Source organism: Georgenia phoenicis (genome assembly GCF_047302425.1).
In the GTDB taxonomy this organism is placed as follows: Bacteria; Actinomycetota; Actinomycetes; order Actinomycetales; family Actinomycetaceae; genus Oceanitalea.
Genome location: NZ_CP154855.1, coordinates 436,055 through 457,564 on the forward strand (window position 1 = coordinate 436,055; position 21,510 = coordinate 457,564).

At 74.1% G+C, this 21,510-nt stretch carries 20 protein-coding genes; 12 read left to right on the forward strand and 8 right to left on the reverse strand.

What is annotated here, in order from left to right:
* The first annotated feature begins 79 nt into the window (after positions 1-79).
* Positions 80-361, forward strand: coding sequence for a hypothetical protein (locus AA0005_RS02175; RefSeq protein WP_413451789.1), 282 nt, complete (start codon positions 80-82; stop codon positions 359-361).
* Positions 358-1,875 (forward strand): hypothetical protein, encoded by a 1,518-nt coding sequence (locus tag AA0005_RS02180; protein WP_413451790.1) that lies wholly within the window; start codon positions 358-360, stop codon positions 1,873-1,875. The genes AA0005_RS02175 and AA0005_RS02180 overlap by 4 nt, the downstream gene beginning before the upstream one ends.
* Here the strand turns inward: AA0005_RS02180 and AA0005_RS02185 are convergent, their stop codons facing one another.
* Positions 1,876-2,250: a phage holin family protein gene (locus AA0005_RS02185; RefSeq protein ID WP_413451791.1), complete on the reverse strand. Its 375-nt coding sequence runs from the start codon at positions 2,248-2,250 to the stop codon at positions 1,876-1,878.
* 51 nt (positions 2,251-2,301) lie between these two features.
* Between AA0005_RS02185 and hisC the strand changes: the two genes are divergently transcribed.
* The 4 genes from hisC to AA0005_RS02205 all read left to right on the forward strand — a co-directional run bounded on the left by hisC (position 2,302) and on the right by AA0005_RS02205 (position 7,256).
* Positions 2,302-3,390, forward strand: coding sequence for a histidinol-phosphate transaminase (gene hisC / locus AA0005_RS02190; RefSeq protein ID WP_413451792.1), 1,089 nt, complete (start codon positions 2,302-2,304; stop codon positions 3,388-3,390).
* Positions 3,391-3,697: 307 nt separating this feature from the next.
* The gene (gene pdhA / locus AA0005_RS02195; RefSeq protein WP_413451793.1) at positions 3,698-4,840 is read left to right on the forward strand and encodes a pyruvate dehydrogenase (acetyl-transferring) E1 component subunit alpha; all 1,143 of its coding nucleotides are present in this window, start codon (positions 3,698-3,700) and stop codon (positions 4,838-4,840) included.
* A complete protein-coding gene (locus AA0005_RS02200) occupies positions 4,840-5,856 on the forward strand; it encodes an alpha-ketoacid dehydrogenase subunit beta (protein ID WP_413451794.1) in 1,017 nt (338 codons plus the stop codon). The genes pdhA and AA0005_RS02200 overlap by 1 nt, the downstream gene beginning before the upstream one ends.
* Positions 5,857-5,864: 8 nt before the next feature.
* Positions 5,865-7,256: a dihydrolipoamide acetyltransferase family protein gene (locus tag AA0005_RS02205; RefSeq protein ID WP_413451795.1), complete on the forward strand. Its 1,392-nt coding sequence runs from the start codon at positions 5,865-5,867 to the stop codon at positions 7,254-7,256.
* 13 nt (positions 7,257-7,269) lie between these two features.
* Here the strand turns inward: AA0005_RS02205 and AA0005_RS02210 are convergent, their stop codons facing one another.
* From AA0005_RS02210 to AA0005_RS02230, 5 genes are all read right to left on the reverse strand, one after another.
* Positions 7,270-8,451 carry a PP2C family protein-serine/threonine phosphatase gene (locus AA0005_RS02210; RefSeq protein WP_413451796.1) on the reverse strand — a complete coding sequence of 394 codons (1,182 nt, stop codon included), beginning with the start codon at positions 8,449-8,451 and terminating at the stop codon, positions 7,270-7,272.
* Positions 8,452-8,474: 23 nt separating this feature from the next.
* Positions 8,475-10,523: a S9 family peptidase gene (locus AA0005_RS02215; RefSeq protein WP_413451797.1), complete on the reverse strand. Its 2,049-nt coding sequence runs from the start codon at positions 10,521-10,523 to the stop codon at positions 8,475-8,477.
* Between the two features lie 148 nt (positions 10,524-10,671).
* Entirely contained in the window at positions 10,672-11,685 is a 1,014-nt protein-coding gene (locus AA0005_RS02220; RefSeq protein WP_413451798.1) for a zinc-binding dehydrogenase, read from the reverse strand.
* A gap of 11 nt (positions 11,686-11,696) precedes the next feature.
* On the reverse strand, positions 11,697-12,464 hold the full coding sequence (locus AA0005_RS02225; protein WP_413451799.1) for an SDR family oxidoreductase: 768 nt from the start codon (positions 12,462-12,464) through the stop codon (positions 11,697-11,699).
* A gap of 9 nt (positions 12,465-12,473) precedes the next feature.
* Entirely contained in the window at positions 12,474-13,853 is a 1,380-nt protein-coding gene (locus AA0005_RS02230; protein ID WP_413451800.1) for a GntP family permease, read from the reverse strand.
* Positions 13,854-14,015: 162 nt separating this feature from the next.
* Between AA0005_RS02230 and AA0005_RS02235 the strand changes: the two genes are divergently transcribed.
* Complete coding sequence (locus AA0005_RS02235; RefSeq protein ID WP_413451801.1) at positions 14,016-14,822, forward strand: hypothetical protein; 807 nt, start codon at positions 14,016-14,018, stop codon at positions 14,820-14,822.
* Between the two features lie 42 nt (positions 14,823-14,864).
* The gene (locus tag AA0005_RS02240; RefSeq protein WP_413451802.1) at positions 14,865-15,545 is read left to right on the forward strand and encodes an HAD family hydrolase; all 681 of its coding nucleotides are present in this window, start codon (positions 14,865-14,867) and stop codon (positions 15,543-15,545) included.
* A 13-nt stretch (positions 15,546-15,558) separates the two neighbouring features.
* Here the strand turns inward: AA0005_RS02240 and AA0005_RS02245 are convergent, their stop codons facing one another.
* Positions 15,559-16,188 (reverse strand): UdgX family uracil-DNA binding protein, encoded by a 630-nt coding sequence (locus AA0005_RS02245; RefSeq protein ID WP_413451803.1) that lies wholly within the window; start codon positions 16,186-16,188, stop codon positions 15,559-15,561.
* Positions 16,189-16,354: 166 nt separating this feature from the next.
* Here AA0005_RS02245 and AA0005_RS02250 point away from each other — a divergent pair, with 166 nt between their 5' ends.
* Positions 16,355-17,044 carry a DUF2993 domain-containing protein gene (locus tag AA0005_RS02250; RefSeq protein ID WP_413451804.1) on the forward strand — a complete coding sequence of 230 codons (690 nt, stop codon included), beginning with the start codon at positions 16,355-16,357 and terminating at the stop codon, positions 17,042-17,044.
* On the opposite strand, the gene AA0005_RS02255 is transcribed toward AA0005_RS02250, so the two are convergent.
* Positions 17,041-19,056 carry a cytochrome c oxidase assembly protein gene (locus tag AA0005_RS02255; RefSeq protein WP_413451805.1) on the reverse strand — a complete coding sequence of 672 codons (2,016 nt, stop codon included), beginning with the start codon at positions 19,054-19,056 and terminating at the stop codon, positions 17,041-17,043. The two genes, AA0005_RS02250 and AA0005_RS02255, sit on opposite strands and share 4 nt — an antisense overlap.
* Positions 19,057-19,144: 88 nt before the next feature.
* On the opposite strand from AA0005_RS02255, the gene AA0005_RS02260 reads away from it, so the two are divergent.
* The 3 genes from AA0005_RS02260 to AA0005_RS02270 are packed head-to-tail and all read left to right on the forward strand — an operon-like array spanning position 19,145 to position 21,505.
* The gene (locus AA0005_RS02260; protein ID WP_413451806.1) at positions 19,145-20,167 is read left to right on the forward strand and encodes an AAA family ATPase; all 1,023 of its coding nucleotides are present in this window, start codon (positions 19,145-19,147) and stop codon (positions 20,165-20,167) included.
* 8 nt (positions 20,168-20,175) lie between these two features.
* Positions 20,176-21,063, forward strand: a complete 888-nt coding sequence (locus AA0005_RS02265; protein WP_413451807.1) for a DUF58 domain-containing protein — start codon at positions 20,176-20,178, stop codon at positions 21,061-21,063.
* Positions 21,050-21,505: a hypothetical protein gene (locus AA0005_RS02270; protein WP_413451808.1), complete on the forward strand. Its 456-nt coding sequence runs from the start codon at positions 21,050-21,052 to the stop codon at positions 21,503-21,505. The genes AA0005_RS02265 and AA0005_RS02270 overlap by 14 nt, the downstream gene beginning before the upstream one ends.
* Positions 21,506-21,510 lie beyond the last annotated feature (5 nt).

Below are 21,510 nucleotides of genomic sequence, written 5' to 3' on the forward strand. Positions count from 1 at the left end.
CCAGCGGACGACGACGGCCGCTCCGACCGTCGGTCCGCGCCCCTAGTTTTCGGGGCAGGACGAGCCGCAGGAGGGCGAGATGAGCACGAGCAGCTGCACCCCCGTCGTCGTCGACGGGTGGGGCGGGGCGGGGGACGGCTGCGCGAACGTGGCCAGCGCCGTCGGCGTCCTCGCCGCCGTCGCCGACACGCTCCGCGCGGCCTTCCCCGAGCAGTGGCACTCACCCGCCGCGGACGAGTTCGCCACCCGCCTCGGTGACCTCCTCCACCACACGCAACGGCTCGAGGAGCTCCTCGCGACGGCGCAGGACCGGGCGGCGGCCCTCTCCGCCGCCGTCGCCGAGGCCTGGGAGGACCGGTGACCGCGCTGCTCCACAGCCACGACGGGGACGGCCCGGTCGCCGAGGCGCGCCACCGCACCTCCGTGCACGTGCGGGGCGGGGTCGGGGCCACGCGCGTGGACGTCGAGGAGCTGCGGGCGATCGACGCGCTCCTCGACGGGCTGCGCGGGGACGTCGGCCACCTCGAGAGCGCCCTCACCGCCGCGCGCCGCGACCTCGCGCTCGACGCGTCGTGGTCCCCGGCGCTCGCGGCCGCCGCCGAGTCCGCCGTGGACGACGCGCTGGACGGCGGGTGGGGCGTGCGCCGGCTCGACGCGGAGGTGCTCGAGCTGCTCCTGTCCCTGCGCTACGCACGGCTCCTGTACGAGGAGGCCGAGCTCGCCGCGCAGGCTGCCGCGCCGGGTCCGTCGTGGTACGGGTTCCTGCGCCTGCTCCTCTCGCCGCAGCAGGCCTTCCTCTCGGTCGCCAACCGGCTCACGCTCGTGGGCCGGCTGCCCGGCTTCGAGCCCACGACCGGGTTCGGCCGGGCCCTCGACACGCTCGGTGAGATCGTCAACCTCGTTCACGGCGACGACGACCTCCCGCCGGACGGCATCGCCCTGGACGTCGCGGTCCGCGAGCTGGGGGAGCACGGGCAGAACGTCGTGCCGTGGTTCCTCCGGCCTGGGCCCTTCACCTACGACGGCCGGGAGATCGACCCTGCCACGCTCACCGGCGCCCAGCGGCTCCTCATCCCGATCGTCACCGCCTTCCACACGCTCACCGGCCGGCGTCCGGGCGACCTCACCCTCACGGTCTCGCGCTCCCGCGAGGTGGCCCCCACCCCCGACCTGGCCGGCGTCGTCGACAGCCTCCGCGCCGTCCACCAGGACCACGGCGCCGCCCCTGGCTCGCTCGAGGTGCGGCGCGTGGACCACGCCGACGGCACGCGCTCGTGGACCCTGCTCCTGCCGAGCACCCAGGCGATGGTCCCCGGCGGGCGCAACCCCGTGGACAACCTCACGAACGTCGAGACCTACGCCGGGCTGGTCAGCGACGTCGAGATCGGGGCCGCGGAGGCGCTGCGGCTGGCGGGCGTGCAGCCCGGGGAGGAGGTCGCCGTCGTCGGCTTCAGCCAGGGCGGGCTCACCGCCGTGCGGCTGGCCGGTGACCCGCTCGTGCGCCGGCGCTACAACATCACGACGGTCGTCACCGCCGGCTCACCGGTGGGGCACCTGCCCACCCCGGCGGGGACCGAGATGCTTCACCTCGAGCACATGGAGGACCCCTTCGTCGGGCTTGACGGCACCTCCAACCCCGCTGAGGAGGCTCGCACCACCGTGAGCCGCTCCCTCGCCACCGGCACCACCGGGGAGAGCCGCCTGGAGATCGCGCCGACGGAGTCCCACTCGATCGCCGAGTACACCCGCACGGCCCGGCTGGCGGTGGAGGCCGAGGAGCGCTCGGTCCTCCACCTCGCCGAGCGGCTCGCCGACGTTACGGGCCGCCCGGGCGACTCGGTGACGGCCACCCGCTTCACGCTGGAGAGGGGGTGATCACCGCTTGCCCGGCAGGAGGGCGTTGAGGATCCCGGTGACGATCGAGATGACGAGGGCGGCCAGCAGCGCCCACCAGAAGCCGTCGACGTACAGGCCCCAGTCGGTGAAGCTCGTCAGCCAGCTCGTGAGCAGCAGCATGAGCGCGTTGACGACGAGGACGAACAGGCCGAGCGTGAGGATCGTCAGCGGCAGCGCGAGGACGTGGGCCACCGGCTTGACGACGAGGTTGACGAGGGTGAAGACCAGGCCCACGACCCCGACGACGAGCACCTGGTCCCAGCCCTCCGCCTCGGTGAGGGTCACCCCGTCGAGGAGGAGGGAGGTGAGCCAGATGGCCACCGAGCTGACGACGAGCCGCACGAGGAAGCGCATGCTGCGATGGTGCCACGCCGGGGCTGCCGCCGGGAGTGCGATCATGGCGGCATGGCTCCAGCGTTCCGCTTCCGCGCGGACATCGACTCCCTGCCGGCTTACGTCCCGGGCCAGCGTCCCCCAGCAGGACGGTCCGCGTACAAGCTCTCCTCCAACGAGAACCCCTTCCCGCCGTCCTCGGCGGTGCTCAGCGCCGTCATCGACGCCGCCGCCGACCTCAACCGATACCCGGACATGGCGGCGACCGCGCTCACCGCCGCGATCGCGGAGCACGTGGGCGTCGACGCCGAGCGGGTCGTCGTCGGCAACGGCTCGGTCGCCGTCCTCGAGACGGTGCTCCAGGCCGCGTGCCGCCCCGGCGACGAGGTCGTCCACGCGTGGCGGTCCTTCGAGGCCTACCCCATCGCCGTCCAGGTCGCCGGTGCCCGCAGCGTGCCGGTCCCGCTGCGGGAGGACGCCGGCCACGACCTCGATGCCATGGCCGACGCGATCACCGACCGCACGCGCGTCATCCTCGTGTGCAGCCCGAACAACCCCACGGGCACCGTCGTGCACGAGGGCGAGATGCGCGCCTTCCTCGCGCGCGTCCCCCGCGAGGTGCTCGTCGTCGTCGACGAGGCCTACGCCGAGTTCGTCCGCGACGACGACGCCGTCCGCGGCCTCGCGCTCGCCGCCGAGTTCAAGAACGTCCTCGTGCTGCGCACCTTCTCCAAGGCCTACGGCCTGGCGGGCCTGCGGGTGGGCTACGCCGTGGCCCGGCCCCGGCTGGCGCGCAGCCTGCGTACCGCCTCCACCCCCTTCGGGGTCAACGCCCTCGCCCAGGCCGCCGCCCTTGCCGCGCTGCGGGAGGCTGATGCGGTGGCCGAGCGCTGCGAGCGCCTCGTCGTCGAGCGCACCCGGGTCCTCACCGCGCTGCGGGAGATGGACTGGTCGGTGCCTGAGACCCACGGCAACTTCTACTGGCTCGAGGTCGGCCGCCACGCCGCGTCCTTCGCCCGCGAGGCCGCCGGGGCCGGCGCGATGGTCCGCGCCTTCGACGGCGAGGGCGTGCGGGTGAGCGTCGGGGAGCCCGAGGGCAACGACGTCGTCCTGCGCCTCGCCCGCCAGTGGCTCGAGCTCTACCGAGGCGGCACGTTCTAGAACTCCGGGGTAGCTCTGCTCTCGGCGGTAACCCTGCTGTGGGCGGCAAGTGTGCTGTCGGCGGTAACTGTGCTCTCGGCGGTAAGTGCGCTGTCGGCGGTAACTGTGCTCTCGGCGGTAAGTGCGCTGTCGGCGGGGCGGGCGTTGTGGCTTCCGGCAACGGGTGACCGGCCCCGCACAAGCGATGGCGTCACCTTCTGTAGACCCTCTACAAGCCTAAGTTACGGTTCCGTAGCCTACGCTGGCGTAGGTTCGGGGCCGACCCCCGGGCACAGAGGAGGCAGGACCGATGGAGGTGGTCACCACCATGGACACACTGACACCGCGGCCTGAGGCGAGCAGCCCGGCAGATCCCGACACGCTCGTCCAGCTTCTCGACCCGGAGGGTCGTCGCCTCGACCACAGCCGTTACGACCGGTGGGTCGCCGACCTCGGCCCTGCCGAGCTGCGCGGGCTCTACCGCGACATGGTGCTCGCGCGCCGCTTCGACGCCGAGGCGACCGCGCTCCAGCGCCAGGGCGAGCTCAGCCTGTGGCCCCCGAGCCTCGGCCAGGAGGCCGCGCAGGTGGGCTCGGGCCGCGCCACGCGCCCGCAGGACTTCGTCTTCCCCTCCTACCGCGAGCACGCCGTCGCCCACACCCGGGGCATGGACATGCGCGAGCTGCTCCGGGTCTTCCGCGGGGTCGAGCACGGCGGCTGGGACCCGGCCGCCCACAACTTCCACCTCTACACCTTCGTCATCGGCTCCCACACGCTCCATGCGACCGGCTACGCCATGGGGGCCCAGCGCGACGGCGACGTCGGCACCGGGGACGCCGAGCGCGACCGCGCCGTCGTCGTCTACTTCGGCGACGGCGCGACCTCCCAGGGCGACGTCCATGAGGCCATGGTCTTCGCGGCCGTGACGAAGGCGCCGGTCGTCTTCGTCTGCCAGAACAACCAGTGGGCGATCTCGGTGCCCGCCAGCGGCCAGACCACAGTCCCGCTCGCCCGCCGCGGCGCCGGCGTCGGCATCCCCTCGGTCCGCGTCGACGGCAACGACGTCCTCGCGAGCTACGCCGTCACCGCCGAGGCCCTCGCCCGTGCCCGCAACGGCGGCGGCCCCACCTTCATCGAGGCCTACACCTACCGGATGGGCGCCCACACCACCGCCGACGACCCCACGCGCTACCGCACGAGCGCGGAGGAGGACTACTGGCGCGAGCGCGACCCGATCGCCCGCCTGCGCACCCACCTCACCGACGGTGGCCACGCCGACGACGCCTTCCTCGCCGAGGTCGAGGCAGCGGCGGACGAGCTCGGGGAGTCGACCCGCGAGTACTGCCGCGCGCTCACCGCCCCCGGCCCGGAGACGATGTTCGACCACGTCTACGGTGCCGCCCACGCGCAGGTCGAGGCCGAGCGCGCGTGGTTCACCGAGTACCAGCAGTCCTTCGCGGAGGCCGAGTGATGACGGCGACGACCACCACCACGCCCCTCCCGCTCGCCAAGGCAATCACCGCCGGGCTGCGCACCGCGATGCGCCGCGACGACAAGGTCCTCCTCATGGGCGAGGACATCGGCGCCCTGGGCGGCGTCTTCCGGGTGACCGACGGGCTGCAGAAGGAGTTCGGTCGCGACCGCGTCGTCGACACCCCGCTCGCCGAGTCCGGGATCATCGGCACCGCGATCGGCCTGGCGATGGCCGGCTACCGGCCCGTGTGCGAGATCCAGTTCGACGGCTTCATCTTCCCCGGCTTCGACCAGATCACCACCCAGCTGGCCAAGCTGCGCTACCGCTCCGGCGGCCGGGTCGAGGTGCCCGTCGTCATCCGGGTGCCCTTCGGTGGCGGGATCGGCTCGATCGAGCACCACAGCGAGTCGCCCGAGGCGCTCTTCGCGCACACCCCCGGACTGCGGGTCGTCTCGCCGGCCACCGCCGGTGACGCCTTCACGATGATCCAGCAGGCCATCGCCTCCCCGGATCCGGTCCTCTTCTTCGAGCCGAAGGCCCGCTACTGGGACAAGGCGGACGTCGACGTCGAGGCCCCGGTCGACCTCAGCGAGACCGGCGTGACGGCCGGCCTGCACGGCGCCCGCGTCGTGCGCCCGGGCCGCGACGTGACGCTCGTCGGCTACGGCCCCACCGTCAAGACCCTGCTGCGCGCCGCCGAGGTCGCCGCGACCGACGGGCAGGAGCTCGAGGTCGTCGACCTGCGCTCGCTGTCCCCGCTCGACGTCACCACCGTCGCCGACTCCGTGCGCCGCACCGGTCGCCTCGTCGTCGCCCACGAGGCGACGACCTTCCTCGGCCCTGGCGCCGAGCTCGCCGCTCGCGTCACCGAGGAGTGCTTCTACAGCCTCCAGGCCCCTGTGCTCCGCGTCGGCGGCTTCCACACGCCCTACCCGGCCTCGGCGCACGAGGAGGAGTTCCTCCCCGGGCTCGACCGGGTGCTCGACGCCGTCGACCGCGCCCTCGCGTACTAGGAGGACCTGTGCCGAGCTACCAGCAGTTCAAGCTCCCCGACGTCGGCGAGGGCCTCACCGAGGCCGACGTCGCCGAGTGGCGCGTCGCCGTCGGCGACACCGTCGCGGTCAACCAGGTGATCGTCGAGATCGAAACGGCCAAGTCCCTCGTCGAGCTGCCCGTCCCGTGGGCGGGCGTCGTCACCGAGCTCCTCGCCCGTGAGGGCGAGACGGTCGCCGTCGGCGCACCCATCGTCGTCGTCGACGTCGACCCCGGCGGCACGGCAGCCGACGACGGCGCCCCCGCCGCGTCGTCGTCGACGAGCGGTGACGTGCTCGTCGGCTCGGGGACGAAGGAGGGCGCGACCACCCGCCGGCGCCGCCGGTCCGCCCCCGCCACCGGCGCGGCCGCCGCCCAGGACGCCACCGCCGCCCCGGGTGTGCCCACCCCCGAGCCGGTCCCCGCTGCGCGCCCGGAGCCGGCGGCGCCGCCCGCCCCCCGCGCCGACGTCTCGCCGTCCGTCCTGGCCAAGCCGCCGGTGCGCAAGCTCGCCAAGGACCTCGGCGTCGACCTCGGCGCCGTCGCCGCGACCGGTCCCGGCGGGATCGTCACCCGGGAGGACGTCCTCGCCCACAGCAAGCGCTCGGCGGCCGAGGAGCTGGCCACCTACCCGGGCGACGACAAGCCGTGGCTCGCCGACGGCACCGTCTCCGCCAACGGCCGCCAGACGCGCGTGCCGGTGCGCTCGGTGCGCCGCCGCACCGCGGAGGCGATGGTCAACTCCGCCTTCACCGCCCCGCACGTCACGGTCTTCCACACCCTCGACGTCACCCGCTCGATGAAGCTCGTCGCGCGCCTCAAGGAGGACCGCGCCTTCGCCGACGTGCGTGTCACCCCGCTGCTCCTCGCCGCCAAGGCGCTCCTCCTCGCGGTGCGTCGCCACCCGCAGATCAACGCGTCGTGGGACGACGAGGCCCAGGAGATCGTCTACAAGCACTACATCAACCTCGGCATCGCGGCCGCGACGCCGCGTGGCCTGGTCGTGCCCAACATCAAGGACGCGCACCGCCTGGACCTCCACGAGCTGGCGACGGCGATCGCCGAGCTCACCGCGACGGCGCGCGCCGGGCGGTCCACGCCCCGCGACATGAGTGACGGCACCGTGACGATCACGAACGTCGGCGTCTTCGGCATCGACACCGGCACCCCAATCCTCAACCCGGGGGAGTCGGCGATCCTCGCCATGGGCGCGATCCGCAAGCAGCCCTGGGTGCACAAGGGCAAGGTCAAGCCGCGCTGGGTCACCCAGCTCGCCCTGTCCTTCGACCACCGGCTAGTCGACGGCGAGCTCGGTGCCCGGGTGCTGGCGGACGTCGCACGCGTCCTGGAGAACCCGGACATGGGGCTCGTCTGGAGCTGACCCCGGTCCGGCCCTAGACCGGCAGGAGGTCCAGGCCGCCGCCGGGAGCCCACTCGAGCAGGAGCAGTGTCGCGTCGTCCTGGAGGACCCCGCGCTGGTGGGCGAGGACGTCGCGGACCACGAGGCGCAGCGTCTCGGGCGCGGGCGTGTCCCCGTGCTCCTCGAGGAGCGCCACGAGACGCTCGAGCCCGAAGAACGCCCCCGCCGCGTCGCGCGCCTCGGTGATGCCGTCGGTGTAGAAGACGATCCGGTCGCCGCGCTCGAGCTGGAGCCGGCCCGCCGTGGCCTCGCGCCCCCCGAGCCCGAAGAGCGGCCGCCCCGAGTGGTCGAGGGCCTCGCGGACCTTCCCGTCCCGCACGAGCAGGGGATGGGGGTGCCCCGCGTTGACGTAGTCGAGCGCGCCGGTGCCGGTGTCGATCCGGGCGAGCACCCCGGTGGCGTAGCCGGCCGCGTCCGTGTGCTCGAGGAGGACGCGGTCGATCTCCCGTGCGCAGTCGACGAGGTCCGCGCCCCGCCGCCGCTGGTTGCGGTAGGTGGCCAGCGCCACCGAGGTGAGCAGGCCGGAGCTGAGGTCGTGGCCGGTCCCGTCGAAGAGCGCGACGTCGGCGCAGCTGCCCTGGACGGCGTAGTCGAAGGCGTCGCCTGCCACCTGCTCGCTCGGCTCGAGCAGCCCGGCGACGACGAGGTCGTTGGTGGCGTAGGTGAGCGGCGGCAGCAGGTTCCACAGCAGCTCCGCCTCCACGGTGCGCCGCGCGCCGCCGCGAACCCTGGTGATGAGGTCCCCGTAGGGCGAGACGGCGGCCACGAGGTGCCCGATGAGCAAGGAGGCCCAGCGCAGCGACTGGAGGTGGGCCGAGGGCCACCGCTCAGGCCTCAGCGCGACGGCACGCAGCACGCCGAGCCGCTCCACGCCGTCGACGAGCGGCACCCAGGAGGTGTCGCCGTCGTGGACCGGACGCATGGTCCGGAAGGCCTCACCGGCGGGGGTGTCGAGGTCCAGCTCGTCCCCCTCGGACGCGAGGGGGACGAGCCGGAGCTGGTCGAAGGTGACGAGGTGCACGTCGAGCGTCCACCCCATCGTGAGCCCGGCCCGGGCGACGACGTCGACGAGCTCGTCCGGCGTCGCCCGGTGGGCGCCGTCCAGCAGCGCGGTCAGGAGGCCCAGTGCAGAACCCAGGTCGTCGTCGGTGCTCACGGCACCGACCCTAGTCGGAGTGCTCAGCCCAGGGTGCGCGGGAGCTCGCCCGGCTCCTCGCCGAGGACGTGCTCGGCGAGGAAGGCGAGGTTGACCTCGTACCAGACCTTGGCGTTCTGCGGCGTGAGGATCCAGTGGTTCTCGTCGGGGAAGTAGAGGAAGCGGTGCGGGCTCCTGCCCTCGGCGTCCGCCGGAATCCCGGACCTCGAGAGCAGCTCGTACCAGAGCCGCAGGCCCTCACCGATCGGCACCCGGTAGTCCTTGTCGCCGTGGATGACGAGCACCGGGGTGCGGATGTTGCCCACGTGCAGGTGCGGGGAGTTGGCCAGTGCCATCTCCGGCGACATCTCCCGGCCCCAGTACCAGGCCGCGTCCGTCGTCGGACCGAAGGCGTCCAGCGCCCACAGGCTCGCGTGGGTGACGACCGCGCGGAAGCGGTCGGTGTGCCCGGCCACCCAGTTGGCCATGTACCCGCCGAAGGAGCCGCCCATCGCGGCCGTGCGGGAGGCGTCGATGTCCGGCCGCTGCTCGACGGCGTCGGTGACCTCCATGAGGTCGGTGAAGGGCGCCCCGCCCCACGCCCCCCAGCCGCGCTGGACGAAGTCCTGCCCGTAGCCGGTGGACAGGGCGGGGTCCGGGAGCAGCACCGCGTAGCCGCGGGCGACCATGAGCCACGGGTTCCACCGCCACGACCACGAGTTCCACGAGCCCAGCGGCCCGCCGTGGATCCACAGGAGCAGCGGTGCGGGCGCCTCGGCGCTCGCGCCCTCGGGCAGCGCGAGCCACGCCCGCACCCGGGAGCCGTCGGCAGCGGTGGTCTCCACCTCGGTGAGGGTGCCGGGCAGGGCGGGCCGCTCGGCCGGGCCGGGCAGCGCCGTCACCTCCGCCTCGCCGGTGAGGTCGCCGAGGTCGATGCGGACGACCTCGGCCGGGTACTCGTAGGACGCGCGCAGCGCGTAGGCGGCCGACCCGTCCGGGGCGACGACGACGTCGGTCAGCGCACCCTCGTCGGTGAGCCGGGTGACCGCGCCGGTGTCGACGGCGACGTGGAAGAGGCGCGAGCGGCCGTCGTCGTCGGCGACGACGAGCAGGCCCGAGGAGTCGGGCAGCCAGCACAGCTGCGCGGGCCAGCGGTCCCACTCGCGGGTGAGCGCCCGGGACTCGCCCCCGGTGGCGTCGACGACCTCGACCCACATCCGCGGGGCCCGCTCGGCCGTGCTGATCTCCTCGCGCACGTAGGCGACGAGCCGCCCGTCGGGGCTGACCCGAGGTCCGCCGACCTCCGCCTCGGGGTCGTCGACGAGCACGGTACGGGTGCCGTCGGCGAGGTCCACCCGGGCCAGCCGGGTGCGCACGGCGCCCCGCTCCTGGGGCACGTTCCACGTCGTCACGAGGAAGCTGCCGTCGGCGGCGAGGTCCGTGTCGGTCTCGGTCAGTGCGGCACCGGCATCGCGGGTGAGCTCGCGCAGCGCGTGGCTGCCGCGGGCGGCGCCGTCCTCCGGGCGCTGCCCGTCCGTGGGCTCAGCGGCGTAGAGACGCGGCTGGTCCGGGCCCAGGTCGTGGTCCCAGTACCGCACCGGGTAAGCGCTGTGGAGGATGGCGCTGACCTTGCGCTCCTTGCGCTCCTTGCGCAGCCGGTGGTCCTCGTCGACGTCCCCGGCCGAGGGCAGGGAAGCGGCCATGACGACGACGACGGCGGCCCGCGCCGCCGCGCTCACGCCCCCGACCCCGCCCGGGTGAGCCGCCAGCAGGCTCGCCTCGCCGCCGGTGGCCGGCAGGGACCAGACGGCGGGCGTCGCGTCGTCGTCGGTGCCGCGCTTGGCGACGAAGAGGAGGTCACCGTCGGCGGTGAAGGTCGGCTGGGACTCACCGCTCGGGCCGTGCGTGAGGCGCCGGGCGGGGCGCTGCCCGCTCGGGTCCACCTCCCACAGGGCCGGCTGGTACTTCGTGCGGTCCTCGTTCAGCGTGCTCACGGTGGTGACGAGCCGCTGCCCGTCGGGCGAGAGGGCGAGGCCGCCGAGGCGCGGCAGGGCGATGTAGTCGTCGAGGTCGTGGAAGGGAGTGTCGCTCACGGACCTGTCCTATCACGTGACCCGGACCACTCGGCCCAACCCGCATCGAGTACGCACATGCGGTCACGGGCAACCGCTTGCCTCGCGCCCCGCGGTGGCCGGATGTGCGTACTCGGCGTGGGGGCGGGGAGGGTGGGGAGGGTGAGGGTCAGTCCTGCCAGAGGGTCACGAGGACCTTGCCGGAGGCCGCGGAGTCGCGGGCGACGGCGAAGGCCTCGACCGCCTGGTCGGCGGGCAGCTCGTGGGTGACGACCTGCTCGATGCCGGGCTGCGCGTCGAGCAGCGCGACCGCGGCGTCGATCTCGTCCTTGAAGCGGAAGGAGCCGTGGACGGTGACCTCCTTGGAGATCACCGGGGCGAGGTTGAGGCCCTTCGGCTCGTCGGGGACCATCCCGAGCTGCACGTGCACCCCGGCCCGTCGGACGGCGCGGAAGGCGGCGTTGATCGAGGCGGGCACGCCGGAGCACTCGAGGACGACGTCGTAGGCCTCGGCCGGGAGCTCCTCGCGGCTCACGTCGACGGTGGCGTGCACGCCGAGGGCGCGAGCCCGCTCGAGGGGCCCGGGCAGCACGTCCGTCGCGGTGACCTCGGCCGCCCCCGCGGCGAGGGCCGCGGCGGCGGTGAGCAGCCCGATCGGGCCGGCGCCGGTGACGAGGACGCGGCGGCCCTCGACCCCGCCGGCCAGCCCGAGGCCGTGCATGCCGACGGCGAGCGGCTCGGCGAGGGCGGCGCGGCGCAGGGGCAGCGAGGCGGGCAGCACCCGCACCATCGCGCGGTCGACGAGGAGGTACTCGCTCATCCCGCCCTGCGTGTGTGGCCAGGTCGAGGCGCTGCCGAGGTAGGCGCCGCCCGGCCACAGGTGGGGCCGGTCCTCCACCCCGGGCCGCACCTGCCCGAAGGTCGCGGGGTGGACGGTCACCGGCGTGCCCGGGGCGAGCTCGCCGGAGGGGTCGAGGTCGACCGTCCCGGAGACCTCGTGCCCCGGGACGAGCGGCTCGCGGACGACGAAGGCCCCGTTCGCGCCGTCGTAGTAGTAGTGGAGGTCCGAGCCGCAGATGCCGGCGTAGGCCATCCGCAGCCGCACCTGCCCGGGCACCGGCTCGGGGGTGGGCACCTCGACGAGCTCGAGGTCCTCCTTGCCGTTGATGACGATGGCGCGCACGGGGCTCCCTCCTAGACGACGGCGGTCATGCCGCCGTCGACGAACACGTTCTGGCCCGACACGAAGCTCGAGGCGTCCGAGCACAGGTAGACGAGCGTCCCCACGAGCTCTTCGACCCGGCCCCAGCGGCGGGCGGGGGTCCGCTCGACCACCCAGCGGGTGAAGTCCTCGTCCTCGACGAGCGCCCGGTTCATCTCGGTGGCGAAGTAGCCCGGCGAGATGGCGTTGACCTGGATGTTGAAGCGGGCGAGGTCGGCCGCCATGCCCTTGGTCAGCATGACGAGCCCGCCCTTGGTCGCCGAGTACGGCGCGATGGTCTGGCGGGCGAGCTGGGACTGGACCGAGCCGATGTTGACGACCTTGCCCGAGCCGCGCTCGGCCATCCCCCGGGTGATCTGCTGGGAGACGTAGAAGGCGCTGCTGAGGTTCGCCGCGACGACGTCGTCCCAGTCGCCCGGGTCGAAGTCGTTGAACGGCGCGCGGCGCTGGATGCCGGCGTTGTTGACGAGGATGTCCGGCACGCCGTGCTCGGCCACGAGCGCGCCGACCCCCTCCCGCACGGCCGCGGCGTCAGTGACGTCGAAGCTGACGGCGGGCACCTCGCTGCCGTCGCCGGCCGCCGCGACCTGCTCGCGCGCGCGGGCCAACGCCTCCCGGTCGCGCCCGTGCAGGACGACGCGGGCGCCGTGCTGGGCCAGGCCGGTGGCGAGGGCCAGGCCCAGCCCGCGGGAGGAGCCGGTGACGAGGGCGAGGCGCCCGGTGAGGTCGAAGAGCGTCATGCCTCGACCCTAGAAGATCGCGAAGACGACGAGCGCGAAGAGGAAGCCGACCACCGACTGGAGCGCCTGCTGGACGGTCCAGGTCTTGAGGGTCGTCTTGACGTCCATCCCCATGAGCCGGCCGACGAGCCAGAACCCGGAGTCGTTGACGTGGCTGGCGAACACCGAGCCCGCCGCCGTCGCCAGGGTGATCGCGACGATCTGCAGCTCGCTGAAGCCGCCGGCGAGGACCGCGGGAGCCATGAGGCCGGCGGCCGTGACGAGGGCGACCGTCGCCGAGCCCTGCGCCACGCGCAGGATCGCGGCGATGAGCCAGGCGGCGAGGATGACCGGGATGCCGAGGTCGCCGAGCGTGTCGGCGAGGGCGTCACCGATGCCGGAGAGGCGCAGGATGCCACCGAAGGCGCCACCGGCGCCGGTGATGAGGATGACGGAGGCGACCGGGCCGAGCGCGGAGTCGACGAGCTTCTCCAGCGCGGTGCCGTTCTCCCCGCGGCGGCGGCCCAGGACGAAGAGCGCGACGATCACCGAGATGAGCAGCGCGACGGGCGCGGTGCCGAGGGCGGCGAGAACCTGGACCCAGGTCTCGGACTCGTCGACGGTCCCCGCGGTGCCGAGGAAGTCGAGGCCGGTGTTGAGGAAGATGAGGAGCAGCGGGAGGAGCAGGATCGCGACGACGGTCGAGACGCTCGGCGGGTTGGTCGGCTCGTCGTCGTCGACGGTGCCGAAGAGGGCCGGCACCGGGAAGATGAAGCGTTTGCCCACGAAGGTGCCCCAGAGGTAGCCGGCGAGGTACCAGACGGGGAAGGCGATGATGATGGCGACGAGCAGGACGAGGCCGACGTCGGCGCCGTAGAGCTCGGAGGCGGCCACCGGGCCGGGGTGCGGCGGCACGAAGACGTGCATGACGGAGAAGGCGGTCGCGGCCGGGAAGCCGTAGAGGAGGACGTTGTTCCCGAGGCGGCGGGCGACGGCGAAGATGACCGGCAGCATGACGATGAGGCCGGCGTCGAAGAAGATCGGGAAGCCGAAGGCGAGGGACGCCAGGCCCAGGCCCAGCGGCGCGCGCTTCTCCCCGAAGATCGAGACCATCTTCTCGGCCAGGACCTTGGCGCCACCACTGCTCTCGACGAGCTTGCCGAGCATGGCCCCGAGTGCGATGAGCAGGGCGACGGAGCCGAGGGTGCCGCCGAAGCTGTTCACCAGCGAGGGCACGATCTCGCCGGCGGGGATCCCGGTGGCGAAGGCCGTGACCAGGGAGACGAGGATGAGCGTGAGGAACGCGTGCAGCTTGAAGACGATGACGAGCACGAGGATGAGGGCGATCGCGCCGGCTGCGATGAGCAGCAGCGGTCCCGCCCCCAGCGTCTGAGTCCACTCTTCGGTCACAGGGAGCCCCCTCGGGTGGTTCGTGGCGCCGGCGGGCACGCCGGGTCAGCGCCGTCGGCGCTGCCTCCGCACCCTAGCGGTGACGGGCGCCCGCCCCCAGCCCGGCACGCGACTCGCGGCCGTGGCCGCTCCCACACGCGCGTGTGCCGCTAGCGTGGGGACGTGACGGTCGACGACGGCGCACCCGAGGAGCTCCTCGCCGGGCCGACAGGCTCGGTCGAGGTCGAGCTGGCCCGCGCCCTGTCCGCCGCGCAGCGGCAGATCCACTGGCTGCGCGAGGAGCGCGACCGCCTGCGCGCCGAGCTCGGTGCCCAGCCCCGCGACGAGGGCGAGCCGGCGGGCCTGCTCGCGGACGTCGTCGAGCAGGCCGTCCCCGAGGCCGCGCGGCGCCTGGCGCTGCGCGAGGCCGCCGGCAGCGACACCTGGGACCGCCTGACCGAGGGGGTCCGCGAGGTGTACCTCACCCGGGCGCGGGCCGCCGTCGAGGCGGTCGTCCCGGTCTTCGACGCCGCGGTGGCGGCGATCCCGGGCGTCGGGGAGGTGCGCCGCGCGCAGCTGCGCCTGGGCCTGCCGCCGGAGGGCGACCTCGCCGGGCTCCTCGACCACGTCCGCGCGGAGAGCCGCGCGCGGGCGCTGCAGGAGGTCGCGGCCGACCTGCGCTCGCGCCTGGAGGACTACGAGCACGTGCGGCGGGCCGTGCAGGCGGTCGAGCTCGTGCTCGTCGAGGGCGAGCACATGGCCGCCCAGCACCACTCGCCCGTCGCCGTCGAGGTGGCGGAGTGGTTCGCCCGTCGCCTGCAGCAGGCGCTCGCCGGCGCCGACGTCACCCTCGGTGACGCGCTCGAGGCGGAGCGCGAGCAGGTCCTCCTCGCCGTCGCCGCCGAGCTCGGCCTGGAGGGGATGGACGCGCTCGCCTGGTACAGCGACATGAGCACCCGCCTGGACGCCGCGGACGAGGCGGAGGAGTAGCCGCGGATGCGGCCGGTGCCCGCCTGGGGTACCAACGGGCACATGCCTACTGACACGCCCGGCGCCGTCCTGCTCGACATCGACGGGACCCTGGCCGACTCCAACTACGTCCACACCTTCACCTGGGCGCGCGCCTTCCGCGAGGTCGGCCACCCGGTGGACGCGTGGCGCATCCACCGGTGCATCGGCATGGGCGGGGAGCTGCTCCTCGCCGAGCTGCTCGGTGACCGCGTCGACGAGCTGGGGGAGGCCGCCAAGGAGAAGCACACCGAGTACTACGCGCAGGCCGCGGCCGAGGTGCACCGCTTCGAGGGCGTCGTCGAGCTCGTCGCCGCGCTCAAGGAGCGCGGGGCCAAGGTCGTGCTCGCCACCTCCGCCGCCCCCGCGGAGCTGGAGATCCTCGAGCGCGTCCTCGAGGTCTTCGACGACGTCGACGCCGTCACCTCCGCCCAGGACGTCGAGGAGGCCAAGCCCGACCCCGACCTCGTGCAGAAGGCGCTCGACGCCGTCGACGTCCCGCCCGAGCGTGCCGTCTTCGTCGGGGACACGGTGTGGGACGTCGAGGCCGCCGCCCGAGCCGGGGTCCCCTGCGTCGGGGTGCTCACCGGCGGGATCGGCGAGGGCGAGCTGCGCGACGCCGGCGCCGTCGCGGTCTACCGCTCGGTCGCCGCGATCGTCGAGGACCTCGACTCCAGCCCGCTGAGCCACGCCTGGAACGGCTGAGCCGGGCCCGACGTCAGCCGCCCGCCGCCTCGTTCGCCGCCCGCAGGTCCGCGACGAGCTCGGCGAAGGCCTCGTCCCAGCCGCCGCGCCCGCGCAGGCGCAGCAGGGCTGAGGGGTGGGTCGTCACGAGCACCGGCCGGTCCTCGCCGTCGATAACCTCGCCGCGGACGTCCCCGACCCGCACCTCGCGCCCCAGGACCGCGCGGGCCGCCGTGGCACCCAGGCAGACGAGGACGGCGGGGCGCACCGCGGCCCGCTCGGCCGCCAGCCACGGGTGGCACGCCTCGACGTGGGCGACGCCCGGCTTCTTGTGGATCCGGCGCTTGCCACGGTCCTCGAAACGGAAGTGCTTGACGGCGTTGGTGAGGTAGACGTCCTCCCGGGCGATACCGGCCGCCTCGAGGGCGTCGGCGAGCACCCGCCCGGCCGGCCCGACGAAGGGCTCGCCCTCCCGGTCCTCCCGGTCGCCCGGCTGCTCCCCGACGAGCATGAGCCGGGCTCCCGCCTGCCCGGCCGAGAACACCACCTGGGTGGCGCCGGCCCACAGCTCACAGCCCCGGCAGCCGGGCGCCGCGGCGCGCAGGGCCGCGACGTCCCCCTCCTCGGGCACCCACTCCTGGGCGCCCGGCCGGTCGGTGGTCATGGCCCCACGGTAGGGACCCGCCCTGCCGCCCGCGCGCCGTGCCGGGACCGGACCACGGGAGGCGCTCTCCCCGGAACGTGTGGACTTCGTGACGCCCCAGGTCGCAAAGTCCGCACGTTGTCACGTGGGGTGAGCCCCGGCCGGAAGCGCCCGTACCGTTGTCCCCATGCGCCGTCTCGCCACCGTCCTTCTCGTGCTCCTCGTCGTCCTCGCGGTCGGCGGGACGGTGGTCGACCGCGTCCTCGTGGCGCGCACCGAGGACCAGCTGCTCGCCGAGGCGCGCGGCCGCCTCGACCTCGCGCAGGACGCCGATGTCGAGATCGACGGCTTCCCCTTCCTCACCCAGGTGGTGTCCGGGCGGCTGTCGGAGGTGCGGGCCACCAGCTCGACGCTCGTCCTCGAGGGCTTCGAGCTCACCGACGTCCGGGTGGCGCTGCGCGGCGTCGCGCCGGAGGAGCCCTACCCGGCCGAGGCCGTCGAGATCAACGCCGAGATCCCGGGCGCGGCGCTGCAGCAGGCGCTCGGCAACTCGCTCGACCTCCCCGGCGCCACGCTCGAAGTCGCCAACGGCCTCCTGCAGCTGGGTGCCGAGGTCGGTGGCCTCGAGCTCGCCGTGCTCCTCGAGCCGGTGCTCGTCGACGGCGCGATCGGCGTCGAGCTCGGCGAGATCTCCGTCGGCGACGCCAGCGTCCCGCGCCCCCTCGTCTCCGCCGTCGAGGAGCTCGTCGCTGACGTGCGGGTCGAAGTCCCCGGCCTGCCCGAGGGGCTGGCCCCCACCCGGCTCGAGGTCGGCGAGGACGCCGTCGAGCTGCGACTCGAGGGCCGCGACGTCGAGCTCGGCGCCTGGGTGGGCTAGCGGGGAGCGCCGTCCTGCTCGGCCATCTGCGCGAGACGGGCGTTGTACTCGGCCAGGGCGGCGTCGTCGTCGCGGTCGGCCTGGCGGTCGGTGCGGCGGGTGACGCGCTCCTCGTCCCGCGCCCACGCGATCGCGACCGAGACGGCGAGCACGAGGGTGGGCAGCTCCCCGATGCCCCAGGCGATCGCGCCGCCCGCCTCCTGGTCGGCAAGCGCGTCCACGCCCCACGGCAGGCCCAGGCGTCCGAAGTGGTCGCCGGCGAAGAGCGTGGAGGCCTGCATGACGGAGACGCCGAAGAAGGCGTGGAAGGCCATCGTCGCGAAGAGGAGGAGCAGGCGCATGGGGTAGCGCGGGCGGCTGGGTCCGGGGTCCACACCGATGAGCGCGTTGGCGAACATGTACCCGGCGAGGGTGAAGTGGACGACCATGAGGACGTGGCCCACGTGGGTGCTCAGCGCCAGCTCGAAGAGCGGTGAGTAGTAGAAGACGATCATCGAGCCGGCGAAGTTGACCGCCGCCGTGCCCGGATGGGCGAAGAAGCGCGCCCAGCGGGAGTGGACGGTGGCGAGCAGCCACTCGCGCGGGCCGCGCGAGCCGTCCTCGCGGGTGGGCAGCGCGCGCACCGCGAGGGTGATCGGGGCGCCGACGACGAGGAAGATCGGCACGACCATCGCGAGCAGCATGTGCTGGATCATGTGGGCGCTGAACATGACGACGCCGTAGACCGTGGGCCCACCGGACGTCACCCACGCGAAGAGCAGGAGTCCCGCGACCCACGAGGCCGTCCGCGGCAGGGACCACCGGTCCCCGCGGCGGCGCAGCCGCACGACCCAGCGGACGTAGACGCCGATGCCGATGACGGCGAGGAGGCCGAAGAGCACGTCGGGCCGCCACTCGGTGACCCACGTGGCCAGGCTCGGCTCGGGCGGCGCCGGGTAGCCGGTGATCTCCCGCACCGGGCTCGGCTGGCTCGCCGGCTCCTGCGGCACCGGCGGGGCGGAGGAGCCGAGCGCCACCGAGACGCCGATGACGGCGCCCATGAGGACGACCTCGCCCACCGCCAGGCGCCAGAACGCGGCCGGCCGCTCGGCGGCCGCCGGCACGGTGCGTCGCCGGTGCGCCCAGCCCATGAGCCCGAGGACGACGAACATCACCGTCTTGGCCACGAGCAGCAGCCCGTAGTCGGTGCCGAACAGGCCGTCGAGGCTGCCCACCCGCACCCAGCCGTTGACGACGCCGGAGACGCCGACGAGCGCGAAGCTCCAGCCGGCGAGGGTGGAGAAGCGGCGCAGCGCCGGCCCGCGGTCGGTGCCCAGGCGCCGCGCGACGACGCAGAGCACCGCCAGGCCGCCGGCCCACACGCTGATCGAGCCGATGTGCAGCCACATCGCCGAGACCGCGAGGTTGTGGCTCGCCGCGCCAGCGGCGTGGCCGGTCAGGGCGATCGGCACGACCGTGGCGAGCGCGAGCACCCCCGCGAGGGCCGCCGCCGTCGGCGTCGTGACCGCGAAGGCGACGGTGGCCAGGACAGCGGCCATGAGCGTGGCGACGAGGTGCGCCTGCCCCATGGGGATGTCGGTGACGAACTGCGCGAGCTCGGCCCCGAAGGTCGGCTCGTCCAGCCCGCGGCCGGACGTGCGCGCGTAGGTGAGGACGATGCGCACGAGGCTCGCGAGCGTCCACACGACGGCGGCGACGGCGGCGGCCCGGGCGGCGAGCGCCCACGCGGCGCCGTCGACGGCGACCCGCGGCCGGCGCCGGCCGTCCCCGCGCCCCGCGTGCGGCAGGACGAGCGCGCACATCGCCAGGGCGCCGATCGTCACGGCCGCGGCGCCGTCGGCGACGACGGTGACGAGCGGGACGCCCCAGCGGACGACGGCGCCCGGGTCGAGCACCGCGGAGGGGTCCGCCGCCCCGGAGAACAGCAGCCCGGCGACCACGAGCGCGAACGCCGCGACCGCGGCCCCGACGAGGGCGAGGGCCGGGCGCTGGCGGGGCAGGGGCGTGGTCACCTCTCCAGGGTAGATCCAGGCTCGGGTGGCATACTCGCGCGGGTACACGGCGGGAGGGTGGCACTGGCCACCCGGGAACAGGGGAACGATGACGACACCGAGCGGCGCGGGCCTGGCGCCCAGCACGGCCACCATCGAGCACGGCGACCTCCAGCGCTCCGCGGAGCTGCTCGGGCGGGTCAACGCCATCTTCGGCCAGCGGGTCATCGGCCAGGAGGCGCTGCGCACCGCGCTCGTCTCCACCCTCCTCGCGGGCGGGCACATCCTCCTCGAGTCCGTCCCCGGCCTGGCGAAGACGACGGCGGCGCAGACCCTGGCCTCGGCGGTCTCCGGCACCTTCCACCGGATCCAGTGCACCCCGGACCTCATGCCCAACGACATCGTCGGCACCCAGATCTTCAACTACGCGACGGGCCAGTTCACCACCCAGCTCGGCCCCGTCCACGCCAACCTCGTCCTCCTCGACGAGATCAACCGCTCGAGCGCCAAGACGCAGTCGGCGATGCTCGAGGCGATGCAGGAGAAGCAGACCTCTATCGGCGGCGAGGTCTTCCCGCTGCCCAAGCCCTTCATGGTGCTCGCGACGCAGAACCCCATCGAGGAGGAGGGCACCTACGTGCTCCCCGAGGCCCAGATGGACCGCTTCCTCGTCAAGGAGGTCCTCACCTACCCCACGCCGAACGAGGAGATCAGCGTCCTCGACGGCATCAGCTCCGGCTCCTTCGACGCGCCGCTGCGCAGCGAGCCGATCAGCCTCGACGACGTCGTCTTCCTCCAGCGCCTCGCCGCGCAGGTCTACGTCGACGCCTCGATCAAGCAGTACATCGTCGCCGTCGTCAACACCACGCGCGGCGGCGGGCCCCGCCCGCTGCCGAAGTTCTCCCAGCACGTGCGCGTGGGCGCCAGCCCCCGTGGCGCGATCGCGCTCATGCGGGTGGCCCAGGCGCACGCCCTCCAGCAGGGCCGCACCTACGTCGTGCCCGACGACGTCAAGGCGCTGAGCCACAGCGTGCTGCGCCACCGGCTCGTGCGCACCTACGACGCCCTGGCGAACAACGTCGCCCCCGAGGCGCTCATCGACGCCGTCTTCGCCGCCGTCCCCGCCCCGTAGGCAGCCGGATGTCGAGCGCCTCCCGCCTGGCGAAGGTCCGTGCGCGTCTGGACCTTCCCACGGTCCGGCGCGCCTCGGGCCTGCTCGACGGGCACCACCGCTCGATCTTCACCGGCCACGGGCAGGACTTCGACGACATGGTCGAGTACCACCCGGGCGACGACGTCGGCGACATCGACTGGAAGGCCTCGGCGCGCACCGGACACCCGGTGATCCGGCGCTTCGTCCACGAGTCGAACCTCGCGATGGTCCTCGCCGTGGACACCGGCCGCTCGATGGCCGCCACCGCCCCGAGCGGGGAGCGCAAGTCCGAGATCGCGCTCTTCGCGGCCGACGTCGTCGCCTATCTCGCGCGGGCGCGCGGGGACCTCGTGGGCCTCGTCGCGGGCGACTCGCGGCGCATCACCCAGGTCCCGGCGCGCGGCGGCACCGGGCACATGGAGATGCTCCTGCGCCTCCTCGAGAGCGAGCTCACCCGCGACGCACCCGTCTCGGACCTCTCCCGCGTCCTCGACCGCATCCTCACCTCGGCCACCCGCCGCACGCTCGTCGTGCTCATCACCGACGAGGCCCGCCCGGCCCTGAGCGACGAGGACGCCCTGCGCCGGCTGCGCACCCGCCACGACGTCATGGTCATCTCCGTGGCCGACGCCGTGCCCACCACCCCGGGGCTGGGGCCGGTCGCCGACGTCGAGGGCGGGCTCGTCCTGCCCCCCTTCCTCCAGCGCGACCGCCGCCTGCACGCGGCGGCGACCACCGCCGTCGCCAACCGCAAGAAGCGGGTGCGGGACATGCTGCGGCGCCGCGGCGTCGAGCACGTCGTCGCCGCCAGTTCCGACGACGTCGTCGACGCCCTCATCGACCTGTTCAGGAGGCAGCGACGTGTCCGGAGCTGAGTCCCTCCTGCCCCCCGAGTCCTACTCCACGTGGGTGCCGGTCGTCGGCGTCCTGCTCCTGCTGGCCGTCGCCGGCTGGTACGCCTTCGTCCTCCTCTCCACCCGCCGGCCCGACCGCCCGCGCGAGCCGGGGCCGCTGAGCCCGGACGGCCGCGCCCGCTTCGAGGAGGACGTCGAGGCGGCGCTCGCGGCCTACCGCGCCGGCGAGAGCGACGTGCGCGGCCTGCACCTCGAGCTCGCGCGCATCATGCGCTCCTTCGCCTCCGAGCGGCTCGGGCGCGACGTGCGCTCGTGGACCGCCCGCGAGGTCGCCGAGCACGACCCGACGGCGCAGCTGGGCGACCTGCTGCACCGCTGGGAGGAGCCCTCCTTCGCGCGGCGCAGCGACGCGGAGGCCGAGACCGCCGCGAGCAGCGCCCGGGAGGTGATCCGCCGGTGGTGATGCTC

Bases quoted from the DNA above. Each gene is read 5' to 3' on its own strand.
- AA0005_RS02240 (WP_413451802.1), top strand. From the start codon at position 14,865: ATGCCTACTGACACGCCCGGCGCCGTCCTGCTCGACATCGACGGGACC.
- AA0005_RS02250 (WP_413451804.1), top strand. From the start codon at position 16,355: ATGCGCCGTCTCGCCACCGTCCTTCTCGTGCTCCTCGTCGTCCTCGCG.
- AA0005_RS02200 (WP_413451794.1), top strand. From the start codon at position 4,840: ATGACGGCGACGACCACCACCACGCCCCTCCCGCTCGCCAAGGCAATC.
- AA0005_RS02245 (WP_413451803.1), bottom strand. From the start codon at position 16,188: ATGACCACCGACCGGCCGGGCGCCCAGGAGTGGGTGCCCGAGGAGGGG.
- AA0005_RS02175 (WP_413451789.1), top strand. From the start codon at position 80: ATGAGCACGAGCAGCTGCACCCCCGTCGTCGTCGACGGGTGGGGCGGG.
- AA0005_RS02225 (WP_413451799.1), bottom strand. From the start codon at position 12,464: ATGACGCTCTTCGACCTCACCGGGCGCCTCGCCCTCGTCACCGGCTCC.
- pdhA (WP_413451793.1), top strand. From the start codon at position 3,698: ATGGACACACTGACACCGCGGCCTGAGGCGAGCAGCCCGGCAGATCCC.
- AA0005_RS02265 (WP_413451807.1), top strand. From the start codon at position 20,176: ATGTCGAGCGCCTCCCGCCTGGCGAAGGTCCGTGCGCGTCTGGACCTT.
- hisC (WP_413451792.1), top strand. From the start codon at position 2,302: ATGGCTCCAGCGTTCCGCTTCCGCGCGGACATCGACTCCCTGCCGGCT.
- AA0005_RS02185 (WP_413451791.1), bottom strand. From the start codon at position 2,250: ATGCGCTTCCTCGTGCGGCTCGTCGTCAGCTCGGTGGCCATCTGGCTC.
- AA0005_RS02260 (WP_413451806.1), top strand. From the start codon at position 19,145: ATGACGACACCGAGCGGCGCGGGCCTGGCGCCCAGCACGGCCACCATC.